The organism is Nostoc sp. ChiQUE01b, assembly GCF_034531255.1.
Lineage (GTDB): Bacteria > Cyanobacteriota > Cyanobacteriia > Cyanobacteriales > Nostocaceae > Nostoc.
The window spans coordinates 22,148-42,930 of the sequence record NZ_JAVRBM010000023.1 but is presented as its reverse complement, the minus strand read 5'-3'; the positions used below and the strand labels follow the sequence as shown (position 1 = coordinate 42,930).

Sequence of the window (20,783 nt, the reverse complement as noted above, 5' to 3'; positions counted from 1 at the left end):
ATAACCTTTTACGAGCTTTGCCCATTGAGTTACAGGCTACTATTCCAGTATTCAAGTCCTGTAATAGTAGCTTCTTCTAACCACTCATTGAAACGTTTCACCAAGTTATCTTCTTCATCTGCATAAGAAAATTGAAATGGTGACTCAGTTAATGGTTGAATATCACTAATATTGCGATCACCTTCTTCTGTCTCATCCCTGTGATAAGCACATACAGAACATACCAGTAAACCTAAATATTCCCGTCCCAGAACATGAAATGACAACAATATCACTGTCGGTATTTTTTCTACTATAATAACCAATTGCACCCAACTGTGATAGCTTTGGAGATTAGCGAAGTAACCTTGCTGTTTTGCTGTCTCCACAATTTGATAACGATGATAATATGAACGCTCGTCCCTGGCTGAAGCTGATACTGTAAAAACTTGAGGATCTTCTACTAAATTTTGTACAGATAGCTTGATTTCTTCAGAAATATTTTGCAACTGATTGGATGCTATGTTAAACAAATTTTCGGCAAATCTCTCAGCTTTTTGACATCGTTCTGGAATGGACGAGAACTGACGCTGTTTAAGTTTATCAGTAATAGATGCGAGGATAGTACGAGTCTGCCTTGTTTCTGACAGGATTTGTTCTGACAAGCCAAGACTGCGGATAAATGACTGTTTCTGACTTTTAGCAAACAAGTGAATCAAACCAGAAAGTTCGCCTTGATCTGCTTGTTCTAAAGATGCAATATAAGCTGAACGATCATCACGAGTAAGTACAAGAGGAAACCATCTAGCCTGTATAAAAACTAGGCTACCAAGACAGCGAGCAACTCGCCCATTTCCATCTTGAAATGGATGAATTTGAGTAAATCGATGGTGTAGCCATGCAGCTTCAACTTCTGGCGCAACTTGATTTTCTTGATGTTGATGATGCCATTGAATGAGATTATCCATCTCAGATGCTACCTGTTCTGGTGGACAGTACTCATCAATGGAACCATCTGTTCTCAATGGATTATTAGGCCACTTCTTCCAATCACCTCGGATTAGAGGAACACTAGTAATTTTTCCTGTGGATTGATCTAACCCTTCTGTATGAGTCTGATTTTTAGTAAGCAACTGATGCAGTTCTTTAACATAAAATGTTGTAAGAGAACGTTGACCACCCACAAAATCAAATAATCCCTCAATAGCCATTTCTTGATCTTGAATCAAAGCTACAACTTGCTTAATAGGTCGGTCTGTAACTCCATGTGGAATTAGTGCCTCATTTATACCCTGCTCAATAAGTAACTGGGTAATACCTCGGTCAATTGTATACAGTCGCTCTATAATTCCGGTTTCAATTGCTATTTCCCGGCGCATCTTTTCCATAAAAATCTTGAATGCACCAGAGTTACGAAGGCGGTCAGCTTGTTCATTCCAGACAGTAACTAATGGTGGTAGCTCTGAACTAGCCAATTTTTGCCAATCTTGCGGTAAATTATCTATAGGTTGCCAGTGCATACACTCTGAGTTATCTGGATAACAATAAAACAAGGATTATATTGTAACTCCTGTAAAATTTCAACACCCTGCACTTTAGGAGTACAGGGTGGAAAACAGCTATATTTCGCGTGATTCCCAGTTTCTATTTACCTCAAAGCCAATCTCGATAAGCTGATATTTCATTCACACTAATTTCAAACGGCGTCCCCTTGCCAAATGGCGGATAAACACGGATTTTGCCATTGGTAGCAAACCGCTCTAACCTATTACCCAATTGGGGAATATTGCTGACGATATGCCAGTAAGATACTAGGTCAGGGCAGTCAATAATTAATGTGAGGATGCTGGCATTTGTTGTCAGATACCACTGACAATTAGATAACAGGACTCGCGTAATGCGATCGCAGGCTTGATAAAAGCATCTGCCAGTGGATTGCTCTAGCTCCATTTGCAGCATTCCATCCTGTTTCGTTACCTCAGATGGAGGTAAATCATCGGGAGGAAGCATATATAGTTTAGAAGACATAATTTCGCACCTCTTGGTTGTAGCGCGTCAAACTCTCCAAGTTTTTTTGCATATCTGAAGACGAGGGTTTGAGTGCTAACGTACCTAAATTTAATTCGTCCTGAAATTTCTTGATTTTGTCTCGACAAGTCTCCACATCACCAATAATTGAGTTCTCAATCAAATAATCTTCGTCGAAACAAATATTTGTACGATCAAATGGTTTTTGGTTGGGATTCGCACTATTTTTCAATATTTCAGCCGAATTAGCTTTCATTTTTTGGCTAAATTTGCGAACGAAAGGTAACGCTTCACTCACAGCCTCGTCAAATGTTTTGCCAACAAAAAAGAAGCGTGCCAGTACAAAGTTTTCCGCACCACTAGAATTTAAGGCTCGATATTTGGTAATAGTATCCTTCAATCTCTCTAGGGAAAATGGCGGCCCACCCATCAAGCTGAAGGAATGTTTGGCAGCAAGCTCGATACCGTCATCACCACCAGTGGCAACATACACTGGGATTTGACTTTGCAATGGTTTGGGGTAAATTGTCAGGCGATCGCATTGAAAATATTGCCCATTAAATGATACATCAGTTTCATATAAAAGCTTGTGAATCAGTGCGATCGCCTCTAGCATCTTGGGACGGGATTCATTTGGGAGTGTTGCAAAATGCTTGTTTTGTTGGGGAAAGGGGCCGCCTTTGGCAACTCCAAATAATAATCGTCCATTGCACAGGTTATCCAAAGTGGCAATATCTTCCGCCACCCGAATCGGGTTATGGAATGGCAGCAACACCGCCGCAGTGCCTAATTGGATAGTTGAAGTCAATCCCGCCAAGTGTGCCATTAACACCAACATAGACGGGCTGAGATTAGATTCACTAAAATGGTGTTCGCTCACCCACGCTTCCTCAAAACCTAAGCTTTCTGCCTGTTTTACCAGTGCAACTTGCTCAAAGATGGCACGACGAGCATCTTGGTGAAAATTATCGTAATTGCAGAAAATTCCAGTTTTCATTACTTGTGTTGATACTTTGTATTCACCGTAGGTGCTGGTTATTCTAGTGGTCGATAGATTTGTAGTAAGCATATCTGAGGAATAAAATCCTCTCTACAAAAGTATTTACCCCTCTCAATTAATCCGATGAATCACTAAGTCGCAACCCACTGTAACTCCAACCATAGGCGTGGGTTGTTCTCTTTGACCTTCGACATCGGATCGCGCAACAATCGCTTGGCATTCATGCAAACAACCTGGATTAGACCCATATTGTCTGCTACTTCTCTGAGTATTTCTTTTTGAGCTTGCACACAGGAAATCATTTCGTCAGAGCAATAAATTCCTATATATTGCAAACGTCTGGCAGGTCGTCCCCAAAAACAGGTGATAACTTTTACATAACACCCATCCAGCAATTCTCCAACTTGCGGGTAGTAATGGTTGACGACTCTTGTAAATTCTTTGGCTAAGATATCTTCAGCAATCATTGGAACTGATATTTCTGTAGCATCCATCACGCTATTTAATATAACATAATTTTATCAGTTAAACATGACAAAATAGTGTACTAAGCTGGAATAAAATATTAAATATTACAGAAAAAAGAGGTGTACCTCATTCGGCATCACCTCAGATTTGCGTAAAGCATCTTTATATTAAAAATTCGTAATTCGTAATTCTAACTTTTGAATTTTTAATTATTCTTACCGAGCATTGCGTTCACAAACTAAAACCTCTGCGATGATATCCGGCACATTTACAAAGTCTGTAAATCCTTCAGAACCAAGGATTGGTGAAATAAATGTATAGTTTGGATCGCACACTCCATTGTCATATACTTGAATAAACCACCGATCGGGAAATCCTTCTATACCTAGTTCCACAGTGTACCAACTCTCGCCAATCAGACGAGAGTTAAAGATTGTGAACCACTCTCTGTTCTCTTCTGAAATATTCCAGTCTGCCATGAGCAGTTCTAAAGCTATTTGTCCCGCATCCGTTGAAGTCAACAACATTTTTACTCCTTATTTGCAACTTCAGGATTTGCAACTTCAGTATTAGGAACTTCCGGGTATAAACCTAATTCTTTAGCTAGCTCACGTGCCACAAAAAATAAAAATTGGGCACCATCTTGATTGCCTTCATGGGCAAACATAGTAGCTACTTGTAACATTGTTTCTACTAAACCGGAATCAATCAATTCGGGTTTAGATTCCAAAATTTCTGGTTCTTGACCATTAGGACATCTGAGTAACTCATCAATCAGATTAAAATATAGACTTTGACGTTGTTCTGTCATGGGAATTTTCTTGATTTTAGTAAATTGTCAATAAGTTACTGTTCGATACTTTGGTGCCACAGTCTTTCCAACATTTCAACTTGTTCTTTTAAGACAGCAGCACGATGAACAAGATATCTGTCATAAAAAAGAATTCCTAACCCAACACAAATCGGGATTAACAGGAAGAACCATTGGAGGATAGTGGCAAATTTATATTGTTCAGCAACAGTAAGCATTTGATGAACCACATTACGATCGGAGGATTGAATGTTAGTCTGAGGGGAATGTGTACCCTCTGTGTAGGGAGCCAAAGCGGGAGCATCTGTAGTCGTGTTATTAACTTCGCAAGCTAAATTCTGAGATTTTACTAATTCCAGATGTCGCTCCCAAACGATGCCAAATACTACTAGTTCTGGTGAAAGCACTGCTAAAGTAACGACGCAAACTGTGAGAACGTTTAAAAGTTTGGCTTTCATCTTGGCTCTCCCTTGCTAGGTAGTATGCACCCAGTAAGAAAATATCTTTTGCTGTTTATCTAAAGTAGTTGTATATTTCTACCTATCAAACAGTTCTGATATTAAAATATGTGTAATCGATAATTTTCACAATCGTTAGTTTTCAGTTATTTTTCTCATCACCACTGATCCCTGACTCATAAAAAGTTACCGACCTTTTCACAAAACGTAGGATTATTAAGTCAGAAGTAACGCACTTAGATTCGGTAATCTAGTTTCATCCTACTCTCAAAAAAGAGATTAAGAAGTCCCCCCTAGTTCACTAAGCTTGCGCTCAGGAATGTTGGGGGGTAGAGGGGAATCTCTGCGTAAATCCTATATGATTTATATCAGCCGCTCTCCACAAAACAGTTTACCCCAGCCCTGTTAAGATTATTAAATTCATTAAAATAGTACTCAAAGCCTGTAATCCTTACCTAATAAGTATTTTAAAAATTCATTGGGGTATGGGTGCTAGTGTTTTTCGGACGGGGTTCTAGTATTTACGAGGTGGGGTTCTGGTGTTTTTGCACTCAATCTCAAAGCAATGTAGGCAATGGTTAAAGACTGTTTTAGATGCAATTTGGGACTGACAAAATCTGCACTCAAAAGAAAATATCAATGTCTCTTGATAAAGATAGATTAATAAATTAGGAAAAGCAATTAAATATTTTGAAAGTAAATTATATGTTCATAACAAATAGAAAATCAAGAAAAAATATTTATATATACAGAATTAGAAAAATTGAATCTCAACCCAAGAGACAATCGTCAGCAATTCCAAATGGTAAACTAGAAGAATGGTGAGCTAGCCTCTTCTAAAGTGAGAATCAATGGGAATATCTCATAAAAGTTCTTCCTAAACTTTCATATTTTGTGGTTTAGTTAGAATACATAGTATATGCACTCATTGACATTAAACGGCAAAATAAATACATCAAAGCTTATTGTTATAAGTAAATACTCTGTACCGGAATTTTGGATTTTAGGAGTTAAATAATGCGGATTGCTCAAGACGTAACAGAACTGATTGGACGAACTCCTTTAGTTCAACTGAACAAGATTCCTCAAGCTGAAGGAGTAGTTGCAAGAATAGTTGTTAAATTAGAAGGCATGAACCCAGCTGCTTCGGTGAAAGACCGCATTGGGTTAAGTATGGTACTCTCAGCGGAAGCTGCTGGCTCAATTTCTCCAGGAAAGACCATTTTAGTTGAGCCTACTTCCGGTAATACAGGAATTGCTCTAGCAATGGTAGCAGCAGCGCGTGGCTACCGTTTGATTTTGACGATGCCAGAGACTATGAGCCAAGAACGACGGGCTATGCTGAGAGCTTATGGTGCTTCTTTAGAGTTGACACCAGGAACTGAAGGTATGCGGGGAGCAATTCGCAAAGCCGAAGAAATTGTGGCTAATACTCCCGATGCTTTCATGCTGCAACAGTTCCGCAACCCTGCTAATCCCAAAGTTCACCAGGAAACCACTGCACAAGAAATTTGGGCAGATACCGATGGGGAAGTCGATATCGTCATTGCTGGGGTAGGTACTGGTGGGACGATTACTGGGGTTGCAGAAGTACTCAAACAGCGCAAGCCAACTTTTAAGGCGATCGCAGTTGAACCCAGCAACAGCCCAGTCCTCTCTGGCGGTGAAGCCGGGCCACATAAAATTCAAGGTATTGGGGCCGGATTTATCCCAGATGTTCTTTGCCTAGAATTGGTTGATGAAGTAATTAGAGTCAGCGATGAACAAGCGATCGCTTATGGGCGACGTTTGGCAAAAGAAGAAGGCTTATTGTCTGGCATATCCTCTGGTGCAGCTTTGTGCGCTGCAATCCAAGTCGGTAAACGTCCAGAAAATGCCGGACGTTTAATTGTCATGATTCAGCCTTCTTTTGGCGAACGTTACCTCAGCACACCTATGTTTCAAGATTTATCTTTAGAAACTGCTGGCGTGCGTTAAAAAGACAGGGGACAAGAGAGTAATGAATCTCCCTGTCCTTCTCATTAATTAATACAACTTACCTTTTGAGGTGCGATCGCATCGGAATATTAAATTATTAGTGCTTCTAACTCCTTGACACACCCACGGCTGCGTAAATATTGCTACGCTCATTCCCCCTAAAAGCCGTGGGATTCTCATGCAGAACTTGCCTATGTTGGCTTGCCCTCTGTTACAGGTTTATAGTTCATATCTACCGAATTATAGATATAGCGCTTCTGGGTTGAGTGCAATACAAACCTAAAAAAACAGTTGCTACCCTTACAAAAAGATTTATTTTCTCGAGACTCTTGCTGTCTCGATGGGTAAAGATTAACATATCTGTGGGCAGAAGCAATATCTTCTTAAACCAACCTAACATCAGTGAAAACCTTGGGCTGTCTATTTTAAATCTTGTTTAGCACCAGTTAAGCTTATCTGCATATAGTGACTTAAGACCATTACCTGCTAGGTTATAAATCAGTACAGACTATACTATAGACAATTTACTCAAAACTCTTTCCAGCTTTAAAATCAGAGGTATCAATGATTATAACTAATTTTAGTAAACAAAGAAATGAATTTAAGGAATCTAAAGTACTCAAAGCTAAACCACACTGGCAAGGGCAAAATTTGAGTGATACTGCTGTCAAAGGTAAAGATACCAAGATGCGAGATCCTGCACCTGATAGTTCGATTTTGAATAACTTAAATCGTGGTCGAGTTGCTATTTTTATTGATGGCTTAAGCCTGTTCCATACAGCTCTACAACTCGGCATAGAAATTGACTACGTTAAATTGCTTTGTCATTTAACCAGTGGTTCCAGACTGTTGCGTGCTTTCTTCTATACTGGGGTTGATATCAGTAATGAAAAGCAACAGGGTTTTCTATTGTGGATGCGTCGTAATGGCTATCGCGTAGTAGCAAAGGAACTCGTTGTATCAACAGAGAATTTCAAAAAATCAAATCTGAACGTAGAAATTGCTGTAGATATGATAACTTTAGCTCCTTACTATGATACAGCGGTCTTAGTCAGTGGCGATGGAGATTTAGCTTATGCTGTGAACGCTGTCAGCAGAATGGGGGTTCGGGTGGAAGTAGTCAGTCTGCAAACAACGACTAGTGAAAGTTTGATTGATGTTGCTGACTGCTTCATTGACCTCGATAGTATTAAAACATACATTCAAAAAGATTCTAATCTTGGCTATAGTTATCGCACAGCGTCAAATTCAAACCTCTAATTAAAAAGAGGCAAAGAGTAGGAGACACAGGGACGCATAAAAGATATCTCCGTGTCTCCGTGTCTTTGCTCTACCCATTTTGCTCGATTCTATATTCAGATGGATATTTTAATAGTTGAAGATGAACCAGAAATTGCTCGTTTAATCGAACTCTCTTTAGAAAAAGAAGGATTTTTTTGTCGCACTAGCCGCGATGGCATGAATGCTTTGCGGATGTTTCAAGAACAACCACCGGATTTAATCATTCTAGATTTAATGATTCCTGGTTTGGATGGGTTGGAAGTTTGTGCCCGAATTCGCCAGAAACCAGGTGCAAAAGATCCTTACATTTTGATGCTCACGGCTAAGGGTGAGGAAATCGATCGCGTCATCGGTCTATCTACTGGTGCTGATGATTATATGGTCAAACCCTTTAGCCCCAGAGAGTTGGTAGCTAGGGTGCGGGCACTATTACGGCGTAGCCTCCGCCAAGGGGGACAGCATCAAGTCAATCGCACCCAACACTTTATTGTTGATGTAGACCAGCGCACTGCCAGTCGCCAGATGAATCCTCAAGAAGTTGAAATTTTGGACTTAACTACCCTAGAATTTAACTTGCTAACCACCTTTGTCAGTAATCCTGGTCGAGTTTGGAACCGCACTCAACTAATTGATAAACTTTGGGGAGATAATTTTTTTGGCGATGAACGAGTTGTAGATACTCATGTGGCTCGGTTACGAAAAAAGATTGAACCCGATCCGGCAAATCCTACTTTTATTAAAACTGTTGTTGGGGTGGGCTATAAATTTGAAGATCCTTTGGTAGCGTAAATGTTATGAAGATGGGGCTGAGAGGGCGGCTATTTTTCTCCCACTTAGTAGTAATGATCGTGGGGGTAGCTAGTCTGGTAAGCATCAGCAAAATATCTTCCCCCCGCTTGTTTGTCTTACATTTGGAAGGATTAGAAAATCAGGGGTTCGACTTAATCGATGTCCGTGCTGAATTGGTTACAGGATTTGAACTTGCTTGGCAGCGAAGCACTATTTGGTCAGTCTTAGTCGGCACTACCGCCGCCGGAGGATTGAGTTACTGGGTATCCAGACGGATTATGCAGCGATTGACCGAGATGGAACAAATCACCCAAAAATTTGCTGCTGGTCAGATGGATGCACGACTACCTGTGTCTGACATTCCAGAACTTAGCGGATTGAGTAGTAGTTTCAACCGAATGGCAGCCAGTTTAGAAGGGGTTGAAGCGCGGCGGCGAGAAGTGATTGGAGATATGACCCATGAACTCCGAACACCATTAACTGTAGTGCGCGGTTACTTGGAAGAACTGGCTGATGGGGAAATTGAAGCCTCTCCTGAAATCTATCGGCGTTTAGCTAAAGAAACTCGACGCTTAGAACGGTTAGTCAACGATTTACAAGAACTGTCTAAGGCAGAAGCTGGTTATCTACCAATTAATATCCAACGGGTAAATTTGCATCCGTTGTTAGAGTCATTAGTGGAGAAATTTACCGACCAACTATTAGAAGATGGGCCGGTTTTGCTCTTGCAATGTCCGTCTGTACTACCTCCTGTATTGGCAGATATTGACCGCACAGAACAGGTGCTAGTTAATTTGCTAGGTAATGCAGTACGTTACACTAACAAAGGTTCAATTACCATTAGTGCTGGGACTGAAGCATTTCAACTCTGGATTGCGGTTAGTGATACAGGTATTGGTGTCGCTCCAGAAAATTTGCCTCATGTGTTTGAGCGTTTCTGGCGAGCCGACCAATCGCGCGATCGCCATTCGGGAGGTACTGGTATTGGTTTAACTATTTCCCGCCGTTTGATTGAACTACAAGGCGGTCAAATTCAGGTAGAAAGCGAATTGGGAGTTGGTAGTACATTTCGCTTTTTTCTGCCTCTGGCTTGAGTTGAGCCATAAAACCTTGAAATCCCAAAGATTGACACAAGGTAGTCACGGCTGTGTCATACCCAATTGCTAATTTGAAAGTATCCAAAATCTTGGTTTGTTGATGAATGCCAGGATTTTAGAAATGCATAGAGTGTAACATTATGTCTACTTTTATTTTGGCTGCTTTTTTGGTTAGTTTACTCAGTGCTTCGGGTTATGCTGCGATCGCCTACCTGTTCCCTCAAAATCGTTCCCAAGACTGACCAATTAAACCAATTCGCAATTCGCAATGACGCTCTCTACGAGACGCTGCGCGAACGCGGACTCGCTAACGCTGCGAAGAGAGCAATTCGCAATTACGTGTTGTAACGGGGATAAAGACAAGCAGCCCAACACTTGCGGCTTGATAGAAGCCGGGGACTTAAACCCCTACACTTTATTAAAATAATTCGTAATACTCCCCTTCATGCGAGAAGCAAGCTACGTAATTCGTAATTCGTAGTTAAGAATTGAATTACGAATTGGTAATTAGTTAATTTCCTTTCTCAATAATTCTGGAATTTGAGAAGGGCGTTCAGCTACTGTCACTTCCGCTTCTTTTAAAGCAGCTAATTTACTTTGGGCTGTACCAAAGTTAGGATCGCGTCCGATAACTGTTGCTAAAGTCCCGGTTTGCTGCCAAGTTTTTCCTGGTGGCGCTTGTCTACCTGCAATGTAGGCAATTACTGGTTTATCAATTGCCTCAGCAATGTACCGCGCTGCTGCTTCTTCACTACCACCACCAGGTTGACCGACTAAAACGATCGCTTGTGTGGTTTCATCCTCATCGAGAATTTGCAGCCATTGCAAAAATGAGGAACCGACGATCGCATCACTACCAATACTGACACTAATTGACTGCCCTAAACCTGCTTTTGTTAATTCATAGGCGATTTCGTAGGTGAGGGTGCTGCTACGACTAACGATCCCTACTGTTCCAGGGGTATAAAATTCGCTGGGTTGAGTCCCTAAGAGTATTTTGCCCGGTACAATGATCCCCGGACTATTTGGCCCGATTACCAAAGTTTCACAGGCTTCGGCTTTGCGGAGTAATTGCACCATATCCAAAGGCGGCACACCAGCAGTAATAATAATAATCTGGCGAATATTAGATGCGATCGCTTCTAATGCTGCATCTAAAACGTCATAAGGATCTACACAAATAATTGTTGTGTCAATTGGCCCAAATTGTTCTGTTACCTCCTCTACTAAATCCAATACTGGCAGTCCATGCAGTTCCTGTCCGCCGCATCCAGGATTGACACCAGCTACTAAATTCGTGCCATAAGCTTTCATTTGAGCAACATGAGTACCTGATATAAATTCACAAAAGCCTTGAATTAAGACTTTACTTTCTGGCGTTAGGTTCATAAAAAATTACCGTAAGTTTGACAACCCAGCGCCTTAAACCACTGGGTATAGAAACGACATATTCACAGTGTCGTATTGATTCAATTTTTACAAAAAAGTAGGTTGAAAGCCGAGGCTTTAGCCAGGAGAGAGGTCAATGAAATTCTAAAAATTAGTCTGAAGCTGAGTGTTCCAAAAGTCAGAAAACGCGCTTCTAGCTAAGAATATTCAGTTTTAATGCACTATATAATTTAGTCCCAAAAAGCAAAGCTGTACTTGATTTGAACATCAAATTCAAAAATTTATACCCGACGGTAAAAATTAATAACTTTTGATTTTTGAATTGGAACAAAATGGCATTCACTATCTTTTCTTAGCCGTTGGTTTAGCAAGGAGAACTGCTGCTGCTACTGCCTCATCTAAATTTTCTACCACGACAAGCGCATCGGTGTGGGTTTTTAGTGTTGTCAAATATTTTCTCGCAGTGTTAAATTCAGAACCAGCAAGACGGACAACTAAGGATGGAAAATTAAGTTGTCGCCGAGCTTTACTACCATTAGAACGTACAACCTGTGATTGAAGTTCGCTATCGTCTTGCTGCACAACTCTAGCTATAACTTCAGCCACCTCCTCAGTTTGCGGAATGCTACCCAGAAAGTTAATTAGTATTACTTGAATGCTTTTATCAGCCTCCAGCATTTTCAAACCTGTTTCTAGGCGATCGCGGAAGGTAGTTGGTGTAGTATCTGTAAGGAAAACATGACGTAGATTCAAACAAACACCTGGATTGCCACCAGCATTCGCAACTAAATCTAAAGTTGCCATCACTGAACCAGTACCATTACCTAAAATACCGATTTTTCCATGCATTTGCACACCATCCCAATCGCCCAAAATACCGTTGACTTCAGTACTGGTATGACGACTGATAATTTTTGCTGCCATCTCGACGAGATCGGGATGACGCTTGATCGCCCGTTCGTTGACCCTGACTTTACCATTAAGAGCCATAACTTGACTAGTAGTACTGACTGCCAAGGGATTAATTTCGACTAAATCCAGGTCTTTTTGGACAAATAAGTGGTACATCTTCTCCACCACGCTGCTTACCGACTGCATCAGCGTCCCTTGCAAACCCATTTTCAAAGCCAATCGTCGAGCATAAAATGGTGAGAATTCTTGTTCCACAACAACATAGTGCATTCTTTCTCCAGCCGATTCCCAATCGATGTCTGCTTCTTTGCAACCTAAAAGTACCGGTCGGCAGGCAGCAGTATCTAAAACTACTGCTAGATAAAATTCTTGGTTGGCGTCGTATTGAGATTCTGCCAGTACAACTTCCGGCAATTCGCCCCATATTGGTAAACTAAAAATATTTTGAGCAGCTGCTATCGCATCGATAGTCGTTTGGGCAAACCTGACTCCACCAGCTTTTGCCCGTTCCGCTCCGTGGACTTGAGATTTCAGTACAATTGGAAAGCGAATTTTTAACCGTTTCAAATCTGTAGGATGGTCAATTCGTTGGGAAGGCAATACCGGAATGCCTATCTTCGCAAACCATTCTTTAACTTGGTACTCTAATAAATCCATTGATACACCTTGTATTGACACTTTCCAAGCTTTTGGTTAGTCCTGTCTTAATATTTTGCAGCACCTTTATTGCAGAATTAACCTTTTTGCAGCTATAAAAACTTATTTTTCACGGATCAATTTTATCGAATTCAGCAAATGAAGCATATTAATTTCGATAATCAACTTATTTGTGGCAGAGCCACAACACATAATTAATCTCCTCAGCAAGTTTCCCAGCATAGAAGATAACTAGTATTTTTGTCAAAACCCTCTGACATAGCATCGTTTTCTTAACCTTTAGATAATTTGGCAACAATTGCTTGCAACTAGCATTTTCCAGAGCAGTAGCTTTTGTGAATTTAATTGTCACAAAGTAATGTAGTGAAAATACCCAAATTCTTTATTATTCCCATTTTTTATTTGTAATTTATATCTGAAGACAGATTATTTAATTTTGCATCTAGCGCTGTAAAAATGTATCGCCACGAACAATAACTACTTTTTTAATTTTTGGTGAAAATTCAGAATTTGTGTTAGAAAGTTGGTCGTTCAGATTCTCAGGCTGTGGTTGGTTAAACTGTGCATTTGCATTCAAAAAACCTAAAAAGTTCATTTCATCCCCTTAAAGATAATCAAAACAATATATGAAGTTCAGCGGGAAAGCTCTATGAAAGTAGCAGTCCAGCAGGAAGATTTACAGCTTTTAGCCAAAACTTTGCAAGAACAATTACTTGTAGAAGTCTCAACCGCTGAAGTCTTCGAGGTTAAGTGCGTCGTCAATAAAGGCGAGCTAATGATTTTAACGCAACACGCGTCAGATATAATAGTTGACGCTCAACTAATTTTTGCAATCATTGAGGAAGTACTTCAATCTCTAGCACCCCACAAAGAGCAGCGGGTGCAATGTTTCCTGAGAGTTTTTGGCGAACAACTCCCTTATACTAAATGTTTCTTGGTGTTGAAGCCGACGGAGGGATGGGTAGCAGGGGGAGCAGGGGAGGATGAGGGAGCAGGGGGAGATGAGGAAGCAGGGGGAGATGAGGAAGCAATATCTTACTCATCTCCCTCATCCCCCTCATCATTTCTGACATATTCTCCATCAATCAATGAGACCGAAGAAGAACTGTTTAACCCGTTTGCAGATGTGCCGAATTTGTCGGCTTCAAAGCTAGGATTCCAGGTCAAACCTATCCTACTGGGTGCAGCGTTGGTGGGAATTATAGTTTTAGGCGGTGGTGCTTACTTATTGACTCGCCCTTGCGTGATGTCTGAGTGTAAAGAAATACAAAACGCCAAGCAATTAAAAACAAAATCTCCGCAACTGATGCGCCGCGCTAAGTCTGAAAAAGAATTAGTAGCTGTACAACAGCAATTTGCAGCAGCCAGCACAGACCTAAATATAATTCCTAGTTGGTCGCCTCGTTACCAGCTGTCACAGGAACTAAAAGCAAGTTTGTCTGGGCGAGCAGAAAAAATCAATCAGGTGGTCAAAGCTTTGCAAACGGCATCTTTGGCGACACAAAAAGTTCAAACTCCTGCATCTAGCTTAGAAGAATTACAAACTAGGCAACACTTATGGCGACAGGCTATAGCGCCAATAGAAACTATAAGTTCCAGTAGTGAACTCTATGGGTTGGTGCAGGGTAAATTACTGAATTATCGTGTCCGTTTGCACGCTGTAAATCAACAGATATTTATTGAGGAAAAATGGCTGAAAAAACTAACAGTGGCAAAAGGTGTAGCCGTTACAGCTGAGAAGCAAGAAGCTACTGCTAAATCCTTGAATGACTGGCAAAAGGCGCAGTCTACTTGGTTGGTGGTAATTAATGCCTTGAATACCATTCCCCGAAATAGCGTTGCATACCAAGAAGCTCAAAAGCTGTTGGTAGATTATAAACCTAAGTTAGTATTAGTACGCGATCGCGCTACTAAAGAACAATTAGCTGTTAAAACCTACCAACAGGCCCTTAGCACTGCCAAGCAAGCCAAAGTTTATCAACAACAAAACCAATGGCAAGCAGCAGCGATATATTGGGATCAGGCTTTGCAAACTGCTAAAAAAGTTCCCCAAGATAGCTTGTACTACACTCAAGCTAAGTCTCTCATCGAACCCTATTCAGCTGCGCTCAAACAAGCACAAGAAAAACTACAAGTTGTTAGTAATTTGCAACAAACCCGCACTGACTTGAATAAGACCTGTATTAATGGAATTCAGATCTGCACCTTTAGCATGGACAATGCAGGAATTATTGTCCGACTAACTCCAGAGTATGACCAAATAAGGCAAAATAACTTGGCTAATCCTTATTCTAAGAATTCGGATACTACTGTTGACGTTACTAATCACTTGCAAATCTTGCGGGAAGCCCTAGCCGTAATTGGTGATAATGCCAATCTGTCCCTTTTTCTTTATGATTCCCAAGGTCAGGTAATTTATACGCGGACTTTAGGCGGGTAAAGGGAAAACATCGAGTCAGCGAAGACTGGCAAGAATTTATCAAAGCAATTTATGAAGAAAGTATTAAACCCACATTCCGCACCCACAACTGTCACACCCTAAAGAAACGGATATATTTAGTACATAAGAACTAATGATTGAGAGAATTGACTAGAATTCATTAGAGCTAAATAGGAATTATTATGATTAACTTCGATATACAGTTGAATATTTACGACTAAGTAAGGCTTGCTGAAAAAGAAAAAAAGTGACATTCTCTGGATTATCAAACCCTAGAAGTATATTCAGGTGCAAGTAAAGAAGGTAAAATAGCTTAAAATCCTTGCATCACAGTGGTTAGATTCGAAATAGTGTATCATAAGTCACTATGTACCGTAAAAAAGAATCAACTCCAATTCCAGCATCAAACTTTGAACTGCCATTTGAGGGAAAGTTATCATCAGATAATCGTTGGGTAATCATGGCGAGTTTAATACCTTGGGCAGAATTTGAAGAGGAATATTCTTCCTTTTTCTCTGGTGAGATGGGAGCGCCCGCAAAATCGTTTCGGATGGCATTAGGCGCATTAATAATCAAGGAAAAGCTAGGGATAAGTGACAGAGAGACAGTAGAACAAATTAAAGAAAATCCTTATCTCTTAGTGATGAACCTGTCTACTCATCTATCACAGTTATTTTGTGCTTTTTTATGTCTATTTTTGAAAACTACACCTTTTTTCCTACCTGTTATTACTAAAAATAATAGGTTCTTCCGGTACTTTTATGGTGATTACTAAAGTATAGTAAATTTTAGTAACTACATTTTAATGATGCTCATCCTTAAAATATAGACTGTGTAAGTATTACAGCAGTTTCACGTATACTGAAATAATCCAAGCAGCATGATTTATACTATAAGACAGTAAAATTTAAGGCGATCGCTATGAAATTTACTGTAGAGCAAATCCTGAATCTGCCGGATATGAAAGTATTAGATTTTCAAGAAATTGAAGGAGAAGAAATAATTATAACGATAGAAAAAAGCGTTAACTATTCGATTTGCCCATCTTGTAGGCAAATTACTCAGAGTATACATCAAAATCATTGGCGGATGATTCATGATTTACCTTGGAGTAAAAAGCCAGTACTCTTAAAAATAAATCGTCGCCAGTTCAAATGTCATAAATGTAAGAAAGTCTTTAGTGAGAAACTAGATTTTGTAGATAAAAGTAAAGGATATACTAAAAGATTAGCAACCGACATAGTACAACAAGTATTAAATAGTAACATTCATAGTGTTGCCGAAAGGAATGGATTGAGTGATGAAGAAGTAGAATCAATGTTAAAAAAGCAAGTATCACAAATATTAAATATTAACTTAAGTCAGGTAAAAAAGTTAGGTATAGATGAAATAGCTTTAGTTAAAGGGCAAGGAAACTACTTAGCAGTATTAGTGGATTTAGATACTCATAAGCCAATTGAAATAGTGCAATCACGACGAATAGAAGATATCCGTGAAATAATTGTTGGCTGGGGATTTGAAGTACTTAATCAAATAGAAGAAGTGAGTATTGATCTCTGGTCGCCTTATAAAAGTTTAGTAGAAGATTTAATGCCAAATGCTAACATAACTGCTGACAGGTTTCATGTGATGAAACAAGTAAACGATGAATTAGATAGGATACGTAAAACTGAGAAGAAAGCAGCAATATCGTTAGAAGATAAATCCGAAAAATCTCGCAGACTAGAGGCATTAAGTAAAAGCAAATATAGTTTAATTAAAAATGAAGATTCTTTAAATGAAAAGCAAAAATCAAAATTAAACTCCGTGTTAGAGGTGTCGCCGACTCTTGCTAAAATGCACGCACTTAAAGAACAATTCCGCCAGATATTTGAAACCACTAAATCTTGGGGAGATAGCATAACACATTTATTAGAACGTGATTAACTTTAACAATATTCGTATTTTTAACTGGAAGTAAAAATATGAAGTTATTTTGAAAGTGTTAATTTATATAATTTCTATACACAAATTAAAAAATGCCTGGGAGTGTTACCGTGTTTCCACCCCAAGCATTTTTTATTCTTAACTTGCTCCTCACACACGAGTTAACAATATCACTACCTCTATCAAAGAGCAAGTATATTGAGTGAGACTTTCAAAACTGCATAAGCAATCCAATTTCTGAAAAATTAAAAAACGCTTGGGAGTGTTGCCGTGTTTCCACCCCAAACGCTCTTTATTTTTAACTTGCTCCTCACACACGAATCAACAGTATCACTACCTCTATCAAAGGTCAAGTATATTGAGTGAGACTTTCAAAACTGTACAAGCGATCTAATTTCTGACAAATTAAAAAGCGCTTGGGAGTGTTACCGTGTTTCCACCCCAGGCGCTTTTTATTTTTAACTTGCTCCTCACACACGAATCAACAATATCACTACCTCTATCAAAGGTCAAGTATATTGAGTGAGACTTTCAAAACTGTACAAGCGATCTAATTTCTGACAAATTAAAAAGCGCTTGGGAGTGTTGCCGTGTTTCCACCCCAGGCGCTTTTTATTTTTAACTTGCTCCTCACACACAACTAAAGAATATCACTGCTTCTATCAAAGGGCAAGTATATTGAGTGACAGTTTTAAAAGTGCACACCTTTTAGTAAATAATTTAGTGTAAAAAGTGACGTATACCAGTTAAGACCATCAGCAAACCCAGTTCGTTAGCAGCTTTGATTGAATCTTTATCGCGCAAACTTCCCCCTGGTTGGACAATGGCTGTAATTCCTGCGGCTGCGGCTGTTCTGACTGAATCATCAAAGGGGAAGAATCCATCGCTGGCAAGAGTTGCACCTTTGGCTTTTTCTTGAGCTTGTTCTAGAGCTATTTTAACTGAGCCAACGCGATTCATTTGACCAGCACCTACTCCTAGTGTAGTGCGATCGCTGGTAATCACAATGGCATTAGATTTAACGTGTTTGCAAACTTTCCACGCAAACAGCAATTCGGCTAACTCATCTGTGGTAGGTTGACGTTCAGTGACTATTTGCCATTGACTGGTATCAGCAATCACGTCATCGCTAGCTTGGACGAGAAAACCACCTGCGATCGCTTTCACTGTATCATTAGGGCCACTGCTCAAATCTGCTAGAGTCAAGACCCGCACGTTAGATTTTTTGGCAAGAATTTCTTCAGCTTCTGCATCACAACTTGGTGCAACCACACACTCTAAAAATGTTTTAGTTAACTCGCTAGCCGTAGCCGCATCAATCGGACGGTTGAGTGCGACAATCCCACCAAAGGCAGAAACAGAGTCAGCGTTGAAAGCTTTTTGGTAAGCTTGGGAAATAGTGCTTCCCAATGCGGTACCACAGGGATTTGTATGTTTGATAATCGTTGCGGCTGGAGTATCAGTGAACTCAGCAATGATTCGGCGTGCGGCTTCTAAATCAACTAAGTTATTGTAACTAAGTTCTTTACCTTGGAGTTTTGTAGCGGCTGTCCATCCCGTTGGGGTAGTACCAGTTTGATACCAAGTGGCGGGTTGATGAGGGTTTTCGCCGTAACGCAGAGATTGCAATTGTGTGCCGCTAAGAGTGTACTGCTGTGCTTGGGCGAGGTAAGATGCGATCACGCGATCGTAACTAGCAGTGTGCGAAAACCCTTTTAATGCCGCCTTTTGGCGAAACTCTAGGGATGCTACGCCGTTATTTTGGCGCAATTCCTGCAAATACTCGTCATACTGTGCCGGATCGCATAATACAGCCAGATGGGCGAAGTTTTTCGACGATGCCCGTAGCATTGCTGGCCCGCCGATATCAATTTGCTCAACAGCTTGGGATAATGTTACCCCTGGTTTAGCGATCGTTTCCTCAAAAGGATATAGATTCACCACCACTAAATCAATCGGGCGAATTTGGTTATTTTCTAAATCTGTAATATCTTCGGGAACATCTCGCCGTGCCAAAATTCCGCCGTGAATTCGGGGATGTAAAGTTTTGACTCGACCACCTAAAATTTCTGGTGAACCTGTGTAATCTGCAACTTTGGTAACAGGGAGTCCCGCATCTTTGAGGGCTTGTGCTGTTCCTCCACTGCTGATTAAATCAAAGTCAAATTCTTCAACCAAGCTACGGGCTAGGTCAATTAAACCAGTTTTGTTAGATACACTCAGCAGGGCTAGACGCACCATTGATCAATTCCTTAAAAGTAGGCTGGAAGCGAAGGATCTCAAGTTTTGCATAAGCCTTAGCTCAGTTCAAGACCTTTCGGAATCATAGCAGGGGCAGGGGGAAGGGTGCAGAGGAGAGGAATTTTTCCCCTGCCCCCAAGATGAAGTTAAAAGTCAAAAGTTAAAGGGCAAGCATAGAGCTGATGAAGTCTTAATTCTTTTCTTTTTACTTTTTACTTTTAGCTTTTGACTTACTAGCCTTTGCTCCCTTACTCCTCTTCCCCTCCTACTTGATCCCCGCGTTCCAATTCCCAAAGAATTTGATTTCCTTCACGGCGTACCCGTGACACTATCCAGTTTCGCCAGCGCCATTGATCTCCACGACTGGTGACAGCGCTGGCGTGGACATCCATCAAGTCTGCTAACTCAGAACTGGTGATTAAGTAGCCTTTTTCAGAAATTTCGTCAGCTATACGCAGAGTTTCGACCAAGCTGCGGAGTTGCGAAACCCTCATTTCTGGCGGTTTTTCATCGGTCACGGCCGCAGTTGGCCCAATTGATGGTTCCATAACGGTTATTTCTGGTGCAGAAGTACTGATTTCTTGCGGACTTTGGTTAGTTATTCTAGAGTTTTTTTCATAATCAGCTACTTTTGCTACATTTAGTTCATTTTGGGAAGGTAAAGATTTATAAAAATCTGTAGAAGATAATTGTTGTAGCAAAGGGGTTTTGCCACTAGCATAAGTGCGAGCGATCGCATCACAACGTTCGTTACCTATGTTACCAGAATGTCCTCGGACGTATTGCCATTTTACTTGTTGAGTATTGAGTTCATCTAAGATTTCTAAAAGGTCTTGGTTTTGGACAGGTTTACCATCTGACTTTTTCCAGCCTTTATTTTTCCAGCCTTTCACCCATTTGGTAACGCAGTTAATCAGGTATTCGCTATCGGTATGAAGGCTGATAGGCTGGGCTTGTTGAGATGTTTGCAGAAATTGAAGGGCGGCGATCGCAGCTTGCATCTCCATTTTATTATTAGTGGTATGAGGGGATGCATCGCCCATTTCGTGGATTGAGCCGTCACTGAAGTAGACGACAACACCCCAACCGCCAGGGCCAGGATTACCGGTGCAAGCACCATCGGTGTATATGCTTTGAATTGTGGGTTGGGTGGACATGCTTAGAGTATCGAACCGCGAAGGTAAGAGTTATTAGCAGCGAATTTTTTTAACAATATCCAGGCTATTATATTTTATTTCTGAAATTATCTACGTAGCTGGGGATGGTGGGGCCCCCTCTGGGGATAAGGGGTAATGGGGAGTAGGGAGTAGGGAGTAGGGAATAGGGCTTT

The 20,783-nt window shown here is 40.5% G+C and carries 17 protein-coding genes and 2 pseudogenes; 7 read left to right on the top strand and 12 right to left on the bottom strand.

From position 1 onward, the window contains the following. Nucleotides 1–29 precede the first annotated feature (29 nt). The 7 genes from RMY63_RS17040 to RMY63_RS17010 all read right to left on the bottom strand — a co-directional run bounded on the left by RMY63_RS17040 (nucleotide 30) and on the right by RMY63_RS17010 (nucleotide 4,744). Nucleotides 30–1,499, bottom strand: coding sequence for a Fic family protein (locus tag RMY63_RS17040; RefSeq protein ID WP_322729827.1), 1,470 nt, complete (start codon nucleotides 1,497–1,499; stop codon nucleotides 30–32). 133 nt (nucleotides 1,500–1,632) lie between these two features. Then, nucleotides 1,633–2,007 (bottom strand): hypothetical protein, encoded by a 375-nt coding sequence (locus RMY63_RS17035; RefSeq protein ID WP_322729826.1) that lies wholly within the window; start codon nucleotides 2,005–2,007, stop codon nucleotides 1,633–1,635. Then, nucleotides 1,997–3,004, bottom strand: coding sequence for an LLM class flavin-dependent oxidoreductase (locus RMY63_RS17030; RefSeq protein ID WP_322729825.1), 1,008 nt, complete (start codon nucleotides 3,002–3,004; stop codon nucleotides 1,997–1,999). The genes RMY63_RS17035 and RMY63_RS17030 overlap by 11 nt, the downstream gene beginning before the upstream one ends. Before the next feature lie 134 nt (nucleotides 3,005–3,138). Continuing rightward, nucleotides 3,139–3,501, bottom strand: coding sequence for a hypothetical protein (locus RMY63_RS17025; protein WP_069068421.1), 363 nt, complete (start codon nucleotides 3,499–3,501; stop codon nucleotides 3,139–3,141). 189 nt (nucleotides 3,502–3,690) lie between these two features. Continuing rightward, nucleotides 3,691–4,002, bottom strand: coding sequence for a hypothetical protein (locus RMY63_RS17020; protein WP_322729824.1), 312 nt, complete (start codon nucleotides 4,000–4,002; stop codon nucleotides 3,691–3,693). A gap of 2 nt (nucleotides 4,003–4,004) precedes the next feature. After that, nucleotides 4,005–4,286 carry a hypothetical protein gene (locus tag RMY63_RS17015; protein WP_292774662.1) on the bottom strand — a complete coding sequence of 94 codons (282 nt, stop codon included), beginning with the start codon at nucleotides 4,284–4,286 and terminating at the stop codon, nucleotides 4,005–4,007. Nucleotides 4,287–4,321: 35 nt separating this feature from the next. Then, nucleotides 4,322–4,744, bottom strand: a complete 423-nt coding sequence (locus RMY63_RS17010) for a hypothetical protein (protein ID WP_322729823.1) — start codon at nucleotides 4,742–4,744, stop codon at nucleotides 4,322–4,324. A gap of 1,017 nt (nucleotides 4,745–5,761) precedes the next feature. Here RMY63_RS17010 and cysK point away from each other — a divergent pair. The 4 genes from cysK to RMY63_RS16990 all read left to right on the top strand — a co-directional run bounded on the left by cysK (nucleotide 5,762) and on the right by RMY63_RS16990 (nucleotide 9,885). Beyond that, complete coding sequence (gene cysK / locus RMY63_RS17005; RefSeq protein ID WP_322729822.1) at nucleotides 5,762–6,721, top strand: cysteine synthase A; 960 nt, start codon at nucleotides 5,762–5,764, stop codon at nucleotides 6,719–6,721. Nucleotides 6,722–7,285: 564 nt separating this feature from the next. After that, nucleotides 7,286–7,981: an NYN domain-containing protein gene (locus RMY63_RS17000; RefSeq protein ID WP_322729821.1), complete on the top strand. Its 696-nt coding sequence runs from the start codon at nucleotides 7,286–7,288 to the stop codon at nucleotides 7,979–7,981. A 99-nt stretch (nucleotides 7,982–8,080) separates the two neighbouring features. Then, nucleotides 8,081–8,791 (top strand): response regulator transcription factor, encoded by a 711-nt coding sequence (locus tag RMY63_RS16995; RefSeq protein ID WP_322729820.1) that lies wholly within the window; start codon nucleotides 8,081–8,083, stop codon nucleotides 8,789–8,791. 5 nt (nucleotides 8,792–8,796) lie between these two features. Further along, entirely contained in the window at nucleotides 8,797–9,885 is a 1,089-nt protein-coding gene (locus RMY63_RS16990; protein WP_322729819.1) for a HAMP domain-containing sensor histidine kinase, read from the top strand. A gap of 510 nt (nucleotides 9,886–10,395) precedes the next feature. Here the strand turns inward: RMY63_RS16990 and RMY63_RS16985 are convergent. The 3 genes from RMY63_RS16985 to RMY63_RS16975 form a co-directional block, all read right to left on the bottom strand. Then, nucleotides 10,396–11,277: a CoA-binding protein gene (locus RMY63_RS16985; RefSeq protein WP_322729818.1), complete on the bottom strand. Its 882-nt coding sequence runs from the start codon at nucleotides 11,275–11,277 to the stop codon at nucleotides 10,396–10,398. A 342-nt stretch (nucleotides 11,278–11,619) separates the two neighbouring features. Further along, complete coding sequence (locus RMY63_RS16980) at nucleotides 11,620–12,846, bottom strand: succinate--CoA ligase subunit beta (protein ID WP_322729817.1); 1,227 nt, start codon at nucleotides 12,844–12,846, stop codon at nucleotides 11,620–11,622. 442 nt (nucleotides 12,847–13,288) lie between these two features. After that, nucleotides 13,289–13,441 (bottom strand): hypothetical protein, encoded by a 153-nt coding sequence (locus tag RMY63_RS16975; RefSeq protein WP_322729816.1) that lies wholly within the window; start codon nucleotides 13,439–13,441, stop codon nucleotides 13,289–13,291. Nucleotides 13,442–13,495: 54 nt separating this feature from the next. On the opposite strand from RMY63_RS16975, the gene RMY63_RS16970 reads away from it, so the two are divergent. From RMY63_RS16970 to RMY63_RS16960, 3 genes and pseudogenes are all read left to right on the top strand, one after another. Further along, a complete protein-coding gene (locus tag RMY63_RS16970) occupies nucleotides 13,496–15,286 on the top strand; it encodes a hypothetical protein (protein ID WP_322729815.1) in 1,791 nt (596 codons plus the stop codon). Between the two features lie 367 nt (nucleotides 15,287–15,653). Then, nucleotides 15,654–15,923 (top strand): annotated as a pseudogene (locus RMY63_RS16965) (transposase); the annotation flags it as partial. 284 nt (nucleotides 15,924–16,207) lie between these two features. Continuing rightward, nucleotides 16,208–17,203: pseudogene (locus tag RMY63_RS16960) on the top strand (ISL3 family transposase); the annotation flags it as partial. Nucleotides 17,204–17,932: 729 nt separating this feature from the next. Here the strand turns inward: RMY63_RS16960 and purH are convergent. Continuing rightward, nucleotides 17,933–19,453: a bifunctional phosphoribosylaminoimidazolecarboxamide formyltransferase/IMP cyclohydrolase gene (gene purH, locus RMY63_RS16955; RefSeq protein ID WP_322729814.1), complete on the bottom strand. Its 1,521-nt coding sequence runs from the start codon at nucleotides 19,451–19,453 to the stop codon at nucleotides 17,933–17,935. A 248-nt stretch (nucleotides 19,454–19,701) separates the two neighbouring features. After that, nucleotides 19,702–20,610 (bottom strand): ribonuclease HI, encoded by a 909-nt coding sequence (rnhA, locus tag RMY63_RS16950; protein WP_322729813.1) that lies wholly within the window; start codon nucleotides 20,608–20,610, stop codon nucleotides 19,702–19,704. Between the last annotated feature and the right edge of the window lie 173 nt (nucleotides 20,611–20,783).

What these genes read in the sequence shown, in the direction of transcription:
- RMY63_RS17040 (WP_322729827.1), bottom strand. Translation starts at nt 1,499, where the DNA reads ATGCACTGGCAACCTATAGATAATTTACCGCAAGATTGGCAAAAATTG.
- RMY63_RS17035 (WP_322729826.1), bottom strand. Translation starts at nt 2,007, where the DNA reads ATGTCTTCTAAACTATATATGCTTCCTCCCGATGATTTACCTCCATCT.
- RMY63_RS17030 (WP_322729825.1), bottom strand. Translation starts at nt 3,004, where the DNA reads ATGAAAACTGGAATTTTCTGCAATTACGATAATTTTCACCAAGATGCT.
- RMY63_RS17025 (WP_069068421.1), bottom strand. Translation starts at nt 3,501, where the DNA reads ATGGATGCTACAGAAATATCAGTTCCAATGATTGCTGAAGATATCTTA.
- RMY63_RS17020 (WP_322729824.1), bottom strand. Translation starts at nt 4,002, where the DNA reads ATGTTGTTGACTTCAACGGATGCGGGACAAATAGCTTTAGAACTGCTC.
- RMY63_RS17015 (WP_292774662.1), bottom strand. Translation starts at nt 4,286, where the DNA reads ATGACAGAACAACGTCAAAGTCTATATTTTAATCTGATTGATGAGTTA.
- RMY63_RS17010 (WP_322729823.1), bottom strand. Translation starts at nt 4,744, where the DNA reads ATGAAAGCCAAACTTTTAAACGTTCTCACAGTTTGCGTCGTTACTTTA.
- cysK (WP_322729822.1), top strand. Translation starts at nt 5,762, where the DNA reads ATGCGGATTGCTCAAGACGTAACAGAACTGATTGGACGAACTCCTTTA.
- RMY63_RS17000 (WP_322729821.1), top strand. Translation starts at nt 7,286, where the DNA reads ATGATTATAACTAATTTTAGTAAACAAAGAAATGAATTTAAGGAATCT.
- RMY63_RS16995 (WP_322729820.1), top strand. Translation starts at nt 8,081, where the DNA reads ATGGATATTTTAATAGTTGAAGATGAACCAGAAATTGCTCGTTTAATC.
- RMY63_RS16990 (WP_322729819.1), top strand. Translation starts at nt 8,797, where the DNA reads ATGAAGATGGGGCTGAGAGGGCGGCTATTTTTCTCCCACTTAGTAGTA.
- RMY63_RS16985 (WP_322729818.1), bottom strand. Translation starts at nt 11,277, where the DNA reads ATGAACCTAACGCCAGAAAGTAAAGTCTTAATTCAAGGCTTTTGTGAA.
- RMY63_RS16980 (WP_322729817.1), bottom strand. Translation starts at nt 12,846, where the DNA reads ATGGATTTATTAGAGTACCAAGTTAAAGAATGGTTTGCGAAGATAGGC.
- RMY63_RS16975 (WP_322729816.1), bottom strand. Translation starts at nt 13,441, where the DNA reads ATGAACTTTTTAGGTTTTTTGAATGCAAATGCACAGTTTAACCAACCA.
- RMY63_RS16970 (WP_322729815.1), top strand. Translation starts at nt 13,496, where the DNA reads ATGAAAGTAGCAGTCCAGCAGGAAGATTTACAGCTTTTAGCCAAAACT.
- purH (WP_322729814.1), bottom strand. Translation starts at nt 19,453, where the DNA reads ATGGTGCGTCTAGCCCTGCTGAGTGTATCTAACAAAACTGGTTTAATT.
- rnhA (WP_322729813.1), bottom strand. Translation starts at nt 20,610, where the DNA reads ATGTCCACCCAACCCACAATTCAAAGCATATACACCGATGGTGCTTGC.